At 60.8% G+C, this 13,303-nt stretch carries 8 protein-coding genes and 1 pseudogene; 5 read left to right on the forward strand and 4 right to left on the reverse strand.

The window, feature by feature from the left end; all coding sequences use genetic code 11:
* Positions 1-20: 20 nt before the first annotated feature.
* Positions 21-956, reverse strand: coding sequence for a DMT family transporter (locus PCPL58_RS12675; RefSeq protein ID WP_065349537.1), 936 nt, complete (start codon positions 954-956; stop codon positions 21-23).
* 110 nt (positions 957-1,066) lie between these two features.
* Between PCPL58_RS12675 and PCPL58_RS12680 the strand changes: the two genes are divergently transcribed.
* Together PCPL58_RS12680 and PCPL58_RS12685 are read left to right on the forward strand one after the other, a co-directional pair.
* Complete coding sequence (locus PCPL58_RS12680) at positions 1,067-1,636, forward strand: helix-turn-helix domain-containing protein (RefSeq protein ID WP_002554065.1); 570 nt, start codon at positions 1,067-1,069, stop codon at positions 1,634-1,636.
* 42 nt (positions 1,637-1,678) lie between these two features.
* Positions 1,679-3,082: an FAD/NAD(P)-binding protein gene (locus PCPL58_RS12685; protein WP_065349538.1), complete on the forward strand. Its 1,404-nt coding sequence runs from the start codon at positions 1,679-1,681 to the stop codon at positions 3,080-3,082.
* 152 nt (positions 3,083-3,234) lie between these two features.
* On the opposite strand, the gene PCPL58_RS12690 is transcribed toward PCPL58_RS12685, so the two are convergent.
* Both PCPL58_RS12690 and ssuD read right to left on the reverse strand, forming a co-directional pair.
* Positions 3,235-4,341, reverse strand: coding sequence for a sigma-54 interaction domain-containing protein (locus PCPL58_RS12690; protein WP_044308569.1), 1,107 nt, complete (start codon positions 4,339-4,341; stop codon positions 3,235-3,237).
* Entirely contained in the window at positions 4,341-5,480 is a 1,140-nt protein-coding gene (gene ssuD / locus PCPL58_RS12695) for an FMNH2-dependent alkanesulfonate monooxygenase (protein WP_065349539.1), read from the reverse strand. Before ssuD ends, PCPL58_RS12690 begins: the two co-directional genes overlap by 1 nt.
* A 389-nt stretch (positions 5,481-5,869) precedes the next feature.
* Between ssuD and ku the strand changes: the two genes are divergently transcribed.
* Both ku and ligD read left to right on the forward strand, forming a co-directional pair.
* Positions 5,870-6,775, forward strand: a complete 906-nt coding sequence (gene ku, locus PCPL58_RS12700; protein WP_003370557.1) for a non-homologous end joining protein Ku — start codon at positions 5,870-5,872, stop codon at positions 6,773-6,775.
* 20 nt (positions 6,776-6,795) lie between these two features.
* Positions 6,796-9,399 (forward strand): DNA ligase D, encoded by a 2,604-nt coding sequence (ligD, locus tag PCPL58_RS12705; protein WP_065349540.1) that lies wholly within the window; start codon positions 6,796-6,798, stop codon positions 9,397-9,399.
* Positions 9,400-9,486: 87 nt separating this feature from the next.
* On the opposite strand, the gene pssA is transcribed toward ligD, so the two are convergent.
* Positions 9,487-10,830, reverse strand: a complete 1,344-nt coding sequence (gene pssA, locus PCPL58_RS12710; protein WP_065349541.1) for a CDP-diacylglycerol--serine O-phosphatidyltransferase — start codon at positions 10,828-10,830, stop codon at positions 9,487-9,489.
* Between the two features lie 293 nt (positions 10,831-11,123).
* Here pssA and PCPL58_RS12715 point away from each other — a divergent pair.
* Positions 11,124-13,297, forward strand: a pseudogene (locus PCPL58_RS12715) (TonB-dependent receptor).
* Positions 13,298-13,303: the final 6 nt, after the last annotated feature.

Consider the following 13,303-nt stretch of genomic DNA (forward strand, 5'->3'; position numbering starts at 1 on the left):
GGCCTGCAATTAAGCACGGTTCATTCAGCTTCGCGCACGCCTCGCTGTTGTTGCTCTTCGTCGACTACGTTCTGTTCGGCGCGCGGAGAACGCCGCTTCATTTCGCTGACGATCACCCCGGCCACAATCAATGCCGCGCCCAGCAGCGCGATGCCCGGCAAACGTTCGCCGGCGAGTCTTCCGACAATCCCGGCCCAGACCGGTTCACCGGCATAAATCACGGTGGCGCGGGTAGGCGAAACACTTTTCTGTGCCCAGTTCATGGCAATCTGGATCGCCGCACTCATGGTCCCAAGTCCCACGGCACTGAGCACCAGCAACCAGGAAAAATCCGGCAAGTGTTCCTCGGTTGGAACGATCATCAGAAATGCCAACGCTGAAGCAGTAGCCAGTTGCACCACCGTGACTCGACGCACATCGACCTCACCGGCATAGGCGCTGATCATGATGATCTCGGCGGCAATGGCCACCGTGCTGATCAGCGTCACGATTTCGCCGGAACTGAGTTGCAGGGATGCGCCTTGCGGCCCCGCTACCAGCATCAGCCCGGTAAAAGCCAGGATGATGCCCAGTGTCGGCATTAATCCTGGTCGTCGACCGAGTACCAGCCATTGCAACAAAGGCACGCAGGGCACGTAGAGTGCCGTGATGAACGCGGACTGGCTGCTGGGGATAGTCTGCAGTCCGATCGTCTGCAAACCGTAACCGAGCATGATCGCGGTGCCGATGAAGACGCCCGCCTTGAGTTCGAGGAAGGTAAGACCGCGCAGCACCTTTATTGAAAACAGCGCTACGATAAGCGCTGCGGCGGCAAAGCGCAGGCCGACGAAGAACATCGGCCCGCTAACGGTCATCGCATGCTGGACCAGCAGAAAGGTGCCTCCCCAGAGCATGGTGATCAGAATCAGTACGGTTTCTGCCTTGCTGATGCGGGGTATGCGGCTGATAGACTTCATGTCAGCTCCTGGTTGCTGTTAATTGCCATGCGCGCGGTGAAGGCGGAACAACCTGACAGTGTCCCTGGGCTGGGCAGTATAATGCGCAACGGTTTGATGTGAGCACCTGCATGCACAAAGAAAATTCCCAGCGCCCTCCGGTGCTGCAGCACGTCAGCCAGAACGTCCGGCGTCTGCGTAACAGTGCGGACCTCAGCCAGACGGCTCTGGCGGAAAAGTCCGGAGTCAGCCGACGCATGCTGGTCGCTATCGAGGCCGGCGAAAAAAACGTCAGCCTGGCGACACTCGACCGCGTGGCCGAAGCCTTGGAAGTGGCGTTCAGCGACCTGATCCAGGCACCTGAAAATCGTGATTACAGCCGCATTAACGAGCTGGCATGGGCCGGTACTATCGTCGGCAGCAAGGCGGTACTGCTGGCCAGGGCCGTTGCCCGGCGCGAGGTGGAGTTGTGGGAATTCTGCCTGCAGCCTGGGGACGCCTATGTCTCCGAGGCCGATCCCGATGGCTGGAGTGAACAGGTCTACGTCGTCGAAGGGCATCTGACGTTGCGCTTTGCCGACCCTGCGGCCGTGCAGCAGGTCGGGGCGGGCGAGTTCTTCATGTTTCCCAGCAACCAGCCGCACCGCTACTGCAACGACGCCGATGTGCCCCTGCGCTTCGTGCGTAATGTCGTGCTCTGACCTTTCCGATTCTTTATCGCAACTCGACCGAGGCGCTGTTCGATGACCGAAGATTCCCACCAGACGGCTGACATTCTGATCATCGGCGGCGGTCTGAGCGGCACCATGCTGGCGGCGCAACTGCTGCGCAGACCGGGCCAGCGCCGAATCCTGATTATCGAAACCCGCAGCGAACTCGGCAGGGGCGAGGCCTACAGTGCGACGGAGCCGGGCCATACGCTCAATGGCAACGCTGCGCGGATGAGCGTCGATCCGGATAATCCGGATGACCTCACCCAGTGGCTGACTGACTATCTGGCCGCCGGGGGCTGGCCTGAAGCTTATGAGCAGAGGGTCCCGGTCGCCGAACTGTTTCCGCCACGCGGTGTGTTCGGGCTTTATGTTCAGCAGCGACTGCGTGAAGCCCGAAGCGCTGCTGAAGCCTTTGGCTCGACCGCCGTGCATGTGCCTGGCGAGGCAGTCGACCTGCAGGTCCATGGAGGTGGGGTCAGTGTCTCGCTGGCTGACGGCCGTAAGTTGCGCGGTCGCCGTGCCGTGCTGGCGACCGGCATGTACGCGGCTTCACGCACCCCGCGACGCGATTCGAACGAGCTGAACACGGCAGCGCTGGACCCTTGGGATGTGGCGGTGATGAAAAAGCTTGATCCGCAGTCAAAGGTGCTGATCATCGGTTCGGGGCTGACCATGGTCGATGCGCTGGTCTCGCTGGAAACGGCGGGGCACCGCGGGCCCATTCAGATTTTTTCCCGGCACGGCCTGCTGCCTCACGCTCGGCGTCAGCCGCCGGAATGGTCTGATTTTCTTGCTCAGGACCCGAGTATCCGCAGCACTCGGCAACTGGTGCGCAAAGTGCGTGAACAGTGCGAACTGGCCATCGAGAGCGGCATTGACTGGCAGGCCCCGCTGGACACCGTGCGGGCCAACGTCGGCAGGCTGTGGAATCAGGCCAGCGACCAGCAGCGCCGCCAGTTCGTCCGTCATGTAAGGCCTTGGTGGGAGAGTCACCACCATCGCTCTCCGCCGCCGAGCGCTGCGCTGCTGGCGCGGCTGATCAGGCAAGGGCGGTTGAGTATTGATGCGGCCTCGTTGCAGGGCGTGGCCAGCCTGCCGTCAGGTCAGGTACAGATCAGCGTTCGTCGACGCGGGGAGAGTCAGCCGACGCAGATCACCGGCGATGCGTTGATCAACTCCACCGGTATCGAATACGACTGGCGGCGCGTGGACCGCTCGTTGCCCCGGCAACTGCTGGCACGCGGGCTGATCCAGCCCGGTCCGCTGGCACTCGGCATCGCCGCCGACGCCACTGGCGCAGTGCTCGACGCACACGGTCAGTACTCGGCACGTCTGTTCGCCATGGGCCCGCCATTGCGCGGCATGTGGTGGGAAAGCACTGCGGTGATCGACGTGGCAATTCAGGCCAAGGCGCTGGCGATGCGCTTGTCGTAAAGCGCCGCCTGCTCAGAAGAGGACGCAGAGCGTCCGGAACGGCATGCCCACGCGGAGCATGGGCACGATAGTGTTTTGCCGTGCAGTGATCGTTCCTCACGCTCCAGCGTGGGAATGCCGTTCATGACGCTCCGCGTCATCGGTCTTGACCTTCACACCGACAGGTGCAGCATCCGGTCGCCCTGGACATTTTCACCCGGTCTGCGTTTGTTGACCGCCAGCTCGCCAATCTTGATCAAACGCGTACGCGTGACGTTGCGGGTCAGGCCCAGCAGGCTGGCTGTGTGCACCTGGTTGTGGTGGCAGAAGCGATAGGCCGTTCTGAGCAGCGTATCTTCGACCTTCTCGTGCAAGGCTCCGGCCTGTTCTTCAAACAGCTTTTGAAACGCCCGGTTGAGCAGTTGCTCGGCTGATTCGTCAGACGGGTTCTGGTCATCCTGACGCTCGATTCTAAGGTTCGACAGGCGCAGGTCATCACGCTGAATAACGCCTTCACGGCAGACCAGCAGGGTGTGATGGATGACGTTTTCCAGCTCGCGAATGTTCCCCGGCCAGCTGTAGGTCTTGAGCTTGTGCTCGGCTTCGGGGCTGATCCGCACCGGACCATGCCGCAGCCGCTGGCCGTAGACCTCTATGAAGTGCCGGGCCAGGGGCAGGATGTCGCCCGGCCGGTCGCGCAGCGGGCTCAATTCCAGATTGACCACATCGAGCCGGTAATAAAGGTCTTCGCGAAAATGCCCGGCGTTGATGGCCTTTTCCAGCTGCACGTTGGTCGCCGCCAGGACGCGCACGTCAATCGGCACACTCTTGCGCGAGCCCAGACGCACCACTTCACGTTCCTGAAGCACGCGCAGCAATTTGACCTGCAGCGACATGGGCAGGTCGCCGATCTCATCGAGAAACAGCGTGCCGCCGTTGGCCTCTTCAAACCAGCCAGCCTTGGCGCTGATCGCTCCGGTGAACGCCCCTTTTTCGTGGCCGAACAGTTCGGCCTCGATCAGGTTTTCGGAGAACGCGCCGCAGTTGACCGCCACGAACGGCTTGTCGCGGCGGGCGCTCAGTTCGTGGACGTGGCGAGCAACCAGTTCCTTGCCGGTGCCGGTCTCGCCGATGATCAGCACGCTGGCATCGCTGGGCGCAACCTGCCGCACGTGAGCGAGCAGGGCCCGGGATTTGGGGTCTTCGAACACCTGCGCGGTGGCCCTGATCGAGGTGGCCAGCGCAGGCGAGTGGGGTAGGGTCAGCAGTTGTCCGGACATCACTTGGCCTGCGGGGGCAGATCGTTGGCGATCATTTCGCCGAACGGGCCCGTCAGGTTGGTGATGCCACGCCCGGCGAGGCTGGCGTAAGGCTCGGGCAGCAGCGGGAAGACCAGTTCGGCGAAGCGGTAGGCTTCTTCAAGATGCGGGTAACCCGAGAAAATGAAGCTCTCGATGCCCAGGTCGGCGTATTCCTTGATGCGTGCCGCGACGTCTTCGGGATTGCCGACCAGCGCCGTGCCTGCACCGCCACGCACCAGGCCGACACCGGCCCACAGGTTGGGCGCAATCTCCAGGTTGTCGCGGCGCCCGTCATGCAGTGCTGCCATGCGCCGCTGACCTTCGGAATCAAAGCGTGAAAAGGACTTCTGCGCTGCAGCAATGGTGTCATCGCTGATGTGTTCGATCAGCGTGCTGGCCGCTTTCCAGGCTTCTTCGCTGGTCTCGCGCACGATGACGTGCAGGCGAATGCCGAACTTCACGGTACGTCCCTTGCGCGCTGCCCGTTCACGTACATCGGCGAGTTTCTGCGCCACGGCTGCCGGAGGCTCGCCCCAGGTCAGGTACACGTCCACCTGATCGGCCGCAAGGTCATGCGCCGCGTCGGAGGAGCCACCGAAGTACAGCGGCGGGTAGGGTTTTTGAATCGGCGGGTAAAGCGCCTTGGCATTCTGTACGCGCAAGTGCTTGCCTTCGAAGTCGACCGCTTCACCTTGCAGGACGCGACGCCAGATTTTCAGAAATTCGTCAGTGACTTCATAACGCTCACTGTGGTCGAGGAAGCTGCCATCGCCACGGTTTTCGTCCGGGTCGCCGCCGGTCACCACGTTGATCAGCAACCGGCCGCCGGAAAGACGATCCAGCGTGGCTGCCATGCGTGCCGAGACGGTCGGCGAGATGATGCCCGGGCGGATCGCCACCAGGTACTTCAAACGCTCGGTCAACGGCACCAGCGCCGAGGCGATGACCCACGAGTCCTCGCAGGAGCGACCGGTAGGGATCAATACGCCGTAATAGCCCAGGTCATCGGCGGCCTGCGCCACCTGTTTCAAATAGTTGAGGGTGACGGGACGTGCGCCCTTTGTCGTGCCCAGATAATGGCCATCGCCGTGAGTCGGAAGAAACCAGAAAACGTTCATGACAAATCCTTGGAAGTAATCAGCCAGGTGAAAGCTGACGGGACCCGCTGTCGGTTGGCAGACACCTCACCAACAGCGTTCGGGGGTGGGGCCATTTATAGAACGTCTTTTTTATTCCGCAAAAGAACGTTAAACCATATTTTTAGATCCTAAGTGCATATGCGGAGTAAGCAACTCCTTAGAGTCCTGCGCAAACCCTTGCCATACGAGGCTTCGACGGTAATGCGACCCGGATCCCCATCCCGGCTATCAGAAGCCAAAACGTTGATAGTTGGTTCTTCACGATAAAAAACTCGCCCGGCTCAGCAGGTTTGCCGGCGCTCGTCAGCCTGTCGAAACTTTTCTCCGGCCGGCCCTGTCACTTTTCCAGGATCAACAGGAGTCAGACCATGGCAAGGGCAATCTGGAAGGGTGCAATCAGCTTCGGGCTGGTGCATATACCCGTCGCGCTGGTCTCGGCGACAACGTCGACCAGTGTCGACTTCGACTGGCTCGATAAACGCAGCATGGACCCGGTCGGCTACAAGCGGATCAACAAGGTCACCGGCAAGGAAGTCACCAGCGAAAACATCGTCAAGGGCGTGGCGTACGAGAAGGATCGCTATGTGGTGCTCAGCGAGGAGGAAATTCGTTCCGCGCACCCCAAATCGACGCAGACCATCGACATATTCGCTTTCGTCGACAGTCAGCAGATCCCCCTGCAGAACATCGACACGCCTTATTTTCTGACCCCCGACAAGCGCGGCGAGAAAGTCTATGCGTTGTTGCGCGAAACCCTGGTCGATACCAAAAAGGTCGCCTTGGCCAATGTGGTGCTGCATACCCGCGAACACCTGGCGGCGGTCATGCCGCTGGAATCGGCGCTGGTGATGGTAATCCTGCGCTGGCCTGCCGACGTGCGTGAGCTGGACGCACTGGAACTGAGCGATGCGGTTACCGACGCCAAGTTGAACAAGAGCGAACGTGACATGGCCAAGCGTCTGGTCAAGGACATGAGTGCCGACTGGCAGCCTGAGCTGTATCGCGACACCTTTCAGGACAAGATCATGCACCTGGTCAAGACCAAGGCAGACGAAGGCGAGATCGAAGATGTCGAGTCCGATCCGGCCGAAGAAGAACGCAAGAGTGCCGATGTCATCGACCTCACCGACTTGCTGCGGCGCAGTCTGGCGGGCAAGGGTGGTGCCAGTAAAGGCAAGGCGAGTAAGCCTGCGACGAAGGAAAAACCGGCCGACAAGGACGGTGCCAGACCCAAGCGGCCCGCCGCGCGCAAGAAAACCAGCAAAGCCTCTTGAGCCCTACGGAGTGACCGGTGATGGCCAAGCCCGCCAGTGAATACACCCGCAAGCGCAATTTCGCTATCACCTCCGAGCCTGCCGAAAGCAAGCGCAAGGGCAAAGGCAAATCGCAGCCCGGTGCGCTCGGTTTCGTGATCCAGAAGCATGACGCACGGAACCTGCACTATGACTTTCGACTGGAGCTCGATGGCACGCTCAAGAGCTGGGCCGTGCCCAAAGGCCCGAGCCTGGACCCCACGCAAAAACGCCTGGCAGTGCATGTCGAAGACCATCCGCTGGACTATGCCGGCTTCGAGGGCAGTATCCCGCAGGGTCAATACGGTGGCGGTGATGTGATCGTCTGGGACCGGGGTGTCTGGCAACCGCACGGCGATCCGCAAAAGACCTACGCGGAGGGCAAACTCAAGTTCACCCTGGTCGGCGAGAAGCTCAGCGGTGACTGGGCGCTGGTGCGTACCCGGCTCAAGGGCAGCGGCAGCAAGGAACAGTGGCTGCTGATCAAGGAAAAGGATGACATCGCGCGACCTGCTGCCGAGTACGACATTACCCAGGAGCAGCCGCAAAGCGTGATCAGTGGTGCTCATGTGGGCGAAGAGCGCAGTACTCCGAAAAAGTCCGCGGCCAGTGCTGCAAACGGAAAAGCCAAGGCCTCCACATCAAAATCAAAAGCGCCAAAGCCAGCGGCAAAACCGACGCGCAGGAAAGCGAAATCGGCTTTCCCGGACACGCTTTCGCCGCAACTGGCGACGCTGGTGGAGGCGCCGCCAGCCGGTGACTGGCTGTACGAAATCAAATTCGACGGTTACCGCATGCTGACCCGTATTGAGGGCGATGACGTGCGTCTGTTCACGCGCAACGGGCATGACTGGACCGAGCGGCTGCCGGAGCTGGTCAAGGCGCTCAAGGGCATGAAGCTGCGCGACAGTTGGTTCGACGGCGAAGTGGTGGTTCTCGACGAGCAAGGGCTGCCTGATTTCCAGGGCCTGCAGAATGCTTTTGACGCGGGGAACAGCAAGGACATTCTGTATTACCTGTTCGACATGCCGTTTTTGAGCGCGGAGGACCTGCGCGAAGTGCCGCTTGAGCAGCGTCGTGACGCCTTGAAACACGTTCTCGACGCACAGAAAAGTCGCTTGTTGCGTTATTCGGATGCCTTTCAGGCGGGTCATCAGGACATTGTCGCGAGTGCTGCGGCAATGGGCCTGGAAGGGGTGATCGGCAAGCGTGCCGGCAGTGCGTACGTCAGCAAACGCAATGCCGACTGGATCAAGCTCAAATGTCGCTTGCGACAGGAATTCGTGGTCGTCGGCTACACGGCACCGCAGGGTAGCCGATCGGCGTTCGGTGCCTTGTTGCTGGCGGTCAATGCCGGTGAGGACGGGCTGGTCTACGCCGGGCGGGTCGGTACCGGGTTCACTGAAGTGAGCCTTGAGCAACTGCATAAACAACTGAAGAAGTTGCAGCGCAAGGATTCACCGCTGGCCAAAAAACTCTCCGCGTCCCAGGCGCGTGGTGTGCAGTGGGTGGAGCCGAAACTGGTCTGCGAAACCGAGTTCGCCCAGTGGACCCGCGAAGGCATTGTCCGCCAGGCTGCCTTTGTCGGGCTGCGTAACGACAAGCCGGCCAAGGACGTGGTGCGTGAAGATGCTCAGCCTGCCAAAGTAGCCAGCCAGACCCCAACCAAAACGGCAGCGCCACAGGCGCGCAAAAAGGCCGCGCAGGGAAAAGTTGATGTGGCGGGCACCGGGGTCAGTCATCCGGACCGCATCATCGATAGCAAGACCGGCACCAGCAAGATCGAACTTGCGCAGTTTTACGAGTCCATCGCCGACTGGATTCTGCCGTACCTGAAGAAGCGTCCCGTGGCACTGTTGCGTTGTCCGGAGGGTATCGACGGTGAGCAGTTTTTCCAGAAGCATGCCGAGCATCTGGCGATCCCGCACATCAGACAACTGGATCGTGCGCTGGACCCCGGGCATACCGCGCTGATGGAAATAGATTCGTTGCCGGCACTGATCGGTGCTGCGCAAATGGGCGCCATCGAGCTGCATACCTGGGGGGCGACGCGTGACAGGATCGAAACGCCGGACCATTTCGTGCTGGACCTTGATCCCGATCCGGCCCTGCCCTGGCGCAGCATGATCGAAGCCACGCAAATGGTGCTCGCCGTGCTGGAAGAGCTGGGTCTGGAGGCTTTCCTCAAGACCAGCGGCGGCAAGGGTATGCACATCATCGTGCCGCTGGCGCGCCAGGCCGACTGGGACACCGTGAAGGCGTTCGCCAAGGCCATCGCCGAGTTTGCCAGCCGTCAGTTGCCGGAACGCTTCACCGCCACCATGGGGCCGAAAAACCGCGTCGGAAAAATCTTCATCGATTACCTGCGCAACAGCCGCGGCGGCAGTACCGTGACTGCCTATTCAGTCCGCGCCCGTCCAGGGTTGCCGGTCTCGGTGCCGATCGCGCTGGATGAGCTGGCGGGTCTGAAGTCCTCGGCACAGTGGGACATCACCAACCTTGAGCAGCGTTTGAAGCGGCTCAAGGACGACCCGTGGGCCGGTTACAGTAACCGGCGCAAGATCACGCAGAAGATGTGGAAACAACTGGGTGCCAAACGGCCTTGAGGCAAGGCCACTGTTCGGCGTTTGCCAGGGAATACGTGGCGCCGGCACGCCTGACCATGGCTGGCATGCCGGCCGCACGTTGAAGGCTCAGAGAATCCGGTACAACAGTCGCTCGACCCGCACGCGGCTGACACGCTTGAGAAACTTGCGTACGCCTTCGGGGTAGTTGGCGAGGGTGTCGAGTTCGTCATACTGGTTGACGCGCTGCGTGTTGCGCATCAAATGGGCGATTTCCTCTTCCCGTGGTTCGCTCCATCGGCCCTTTGGATCGTCGATCAGCAAGGCGTTTTCCAGGTCCAGGTTGAAGGCGCGAGGGTTCAGGTTGTTGCCGGTCAGCAGGGTATAGCGCTGGTCGACCCAGATGCCTTTGAGGTGGAAGGTGTTATCGCCGTGTTTCCACAGGTGCACATTGAGGCAGTGCTGGGCGATTGCCTTCTGATGCTTGTGGGCAAAGCGCCGCAGGCTGATTTCATACAGATAGGGCAGGGCCGAGATCACCTTGAACGGCTCATCCGGATCGATGAAGAAGTCGTTGGCAGTCTTGTCGCCAATGATGATGTCGACCTGCACGCCGCGCTTGAGCGCCCGGTTGATCTCGCGGGTTACGGCCACCGGCAGGTTGAAGTATGGCGTGCAGATGGTCAGCTGGATCTTGCTCGACGCGATCAGATCGCAGATGGCGCGGTTGAGATTGTTGCGCGGGCCGACGCCGAGCAGCGGAATCACTCGCATGTCGCCGTTTTCCTTTTCGCCCGCCGAGGTGTCGTAGGCGGCGCGTTTCAGGTCGCCACGAAACGCTCGGATCTCGCTGCGCAAACTGCGTGAGCTGGGTGGCGATTGCAGATCGAGGCGGTGCACGGCCGGCGAAGAGAGTATTTCCCGCTGCACCAGATTCTGGAAAGCGTCGGCCAGTGCCGCGTTTTCGATCAGGTGATAACGGTCCAGACGGTATTTGTCGAGCTTGTGCAGGTAGACGTTGTTGATGCTCGCGCCGCTGTAGATCACGCAGTCGTCGATCACACTGCCCTTGAGGTGCAGCACCCCGAACAGTTCGCGGGTCTGCACCGGCACGCCGTAGATCGGCACTTCTTCATCGTATTCGAGGTTCTGCGCCTGATACCAGGTCGAGTTGCCGGGCTGGCGTCCGGCGCCGATCAGGCCGCGTTGTGCACGGAACCAGTCGACCAGCACCACCACATCCAGCTCCGGCCTCGCGGTTTTGGCGGCGTACAGCGCGTCGAGAATCTCCTGGCCGGCTTCATCCTGTTGCAGGTACAGCGCGATGATATAGATGCGTCGGGTGGCCGAAGCGATCCTTTCCAGCAGGCAGCGTCGATAGTCGGCGGCAGAAGGAACAATGGAGATTGCATCGCTCTGCAAGGCAAAACCACGAAGTGCTGCCAGGGTCGAGCGTCGGAAAGTGGACTGCATAGGCCTCTCGATGGGAAAACCAATAGCCTGTGAGCTTACACGACAGTCGCCCTCCTGTGGCTGTCGCCAACCTGTTTCAAAGCATTGCGCAACGCCATGGAAGCTCATGCGTGCCGGGGGCCTGACACTCCGGCGCAGTAACGCTTGCATGGCGCCGCTCGATTATCACTTTTCACGTTTAAACAAATGATAAGCATTACCAGTAACATCTGATATCATTTCGCATCCACCCGATCGGCGATGTCCAGGACGGTTGCTTCCGATCTCGTTCAACCTGTCTTCAGGACCTATTGATGAACTCACCATCGTTGCCGATGCGCCTTACGTTGCTCGCGTTTTGCTGTTCCATTGGATCTCCGGCCTGGGCCGCTGCAGAGGCTGCCACTCGGCAGGACGGCCCTGTGGTGCTGGGCGATACCGATATCAGTGCCGACAAGTCCGACCCTCACGCGCTTGCGCCGGTTTATGCCGGCGGGCAGGTGGCGCGCGGCGGGCAACTGGGTGTTCTGGGCAATGCCGACATCATGGACGTGCCGTTCACCATCAGCAGCTACACCGAACAGTTGATCGAGGACCAGCAGGCCGAAACCGTAGGCGACGTACTGCTCAATGATGCATCGGTGCGTCAGTCGAGTGGCTATGCCAACGCCTCGAGTATCTTCGTCATTCGCGGCTTCAAGCTGACCACCGATGATATTTCCTATAACGGTCTTTACGGCGTACTGCCGCGCCAGATCATATCGGCCGATGCGCTGGAACGCGTTGAAGTGTTTAAGGGCCCCAATGCCTTCATCAACGGCGTGACACCCACCGGTTCCGGGATTGGCGGCGGCGTGAACCTGCAGCCCAAGCGCGCGCAGGATACGCCGACGCGTCGTTTCACCACCGACATCAGCAACGACGGCCGGATCGGCGAGCATCTCGATCTGGGGCAGCGCTTCGGCGAAGGCAATCGCTTCGGCGCGCGTCTCAACCTGTCGCAGCGCGAAGGCGAGACCGGTGTCGAGGACGAAGAGCATCGCAGCAAGCTGTTCGCGCTGGGGCTTGATTACCGAGGTGACAACTTCCGTCTTTCCGGTGATTTTGCCTACCAGAAGCAGCGCATCAACCAGAGCCGCAACACGGTGTTTGTCGACAGCGCTCTGACCAGCGTGCCGCATGCTCCGGACTCGGATACCAATTACGCGCCGAACTGGACCTGGACCGAAACCGAAGACACCTTCGGCATGAGCCGTGCCGAGTACGATCTCAACGAGGACTGGACGCTGTACGCCGCCACACCCGCGAGGTCGGCGTATATGGCTCGCCAACTGTCCACGATGCCGCAGGCAACACCACGGCCGCACCGTCTTTCATCCCGCACGACGAAGACAACAAGACCGCCATGGCCGGCATCAACGGCAAGCTGCAGACCGGTGCGGTCAGCCACAAGGTCAACTTCGGGCTCTCCGGCATCTGGACCGAGCAGCGCAGTGCGTATCTGTTCGGCGGCACCTCCAGCAACAACCTTTACGACCCTGTCTCCCAGGAGCGCCCGGCACTCGACAGTTTCACCGCAGGCGATCTGAATGATCCCGGCATTGTCGGCAAGAGCCGCATGCGCAGCGTCGCGCTCTCCGACACATTGGGTTTCTTCGATGATCGACTGCTGCTGACCGCAGGCCTGCGCCGCCAGCAATTGCGTGTCCAGGGGTATGAATACGGCAGCGGCCCGCGCAATGCGCTGTACGACGAAGCGATCACCACGCCGGTCTACGGGGTGGTATTCAAGCCCTGGCAATATGTGTCGTTCTACGCCAACCGCATCGAAGGTCTGGCGCAAGGTCCGACGGCTCCGAATACTGTCACCATCAACCCAGGCGAAGTTTTTGCGCCGTCGCGTTCAAAACAGGTGGAAGCGGGCGTCAAGCTGGACATGGGTACATTCGGCGCGAGCCTGGGCGTGTACCGCATCGAGCAACCGGCTGACGGCTACCAGGTTCTGGAAGGCACCGGGTCGCGTTATGTCCGTGACGGTCAGCAGCGCAACCGCGGCGTGGAGATGAACGTCTTTGGCCAGCCTGTCAGCGGCTTGCGTCTGCTGGCCGGTCTGACCCTGATGGACACCGAGGTGAGCGGTACGGACGGTGGCAGCAACGACGGCAATCGGGCTGTGGGTGTGCCGACCTTCCAGTTCAACGCGGGTGCCGATTGGGATATTCCGGGAATCGAAGGCGCGGCCATCAATGCGCGCATGCTGCGCACCGGTGGGCAATATGTCGATGCTGCCAACAACCTGAGCATCCCGACCTGGAACCGCTTCGACCTGGGCGCACGCTATACCTTCAACGTTGCACAAAAGGACGTGACCCTGCGCGCCAATGTCGAAAACCTGATGAACAAGGATTACTGGGAGTCTGCCTATGGCGGTTATCTGACTCAGGGCGAGCCTCGTACCCTCAAGCTGTCGGGCACTATCGACTTCTGATTGACT

Origin of the sequence: Pseudomonas cerasi (assembly GCF_900074915.1) — a bacterium.
Taxonomy (GTDB): domain Bacteria; phylum Pseudomonadota; class Gammaproteobacteria; order Pseudomonadales; family Pseudomonadaceae; genus Aquipseudomonas; species Aquipseudomonas cerasi.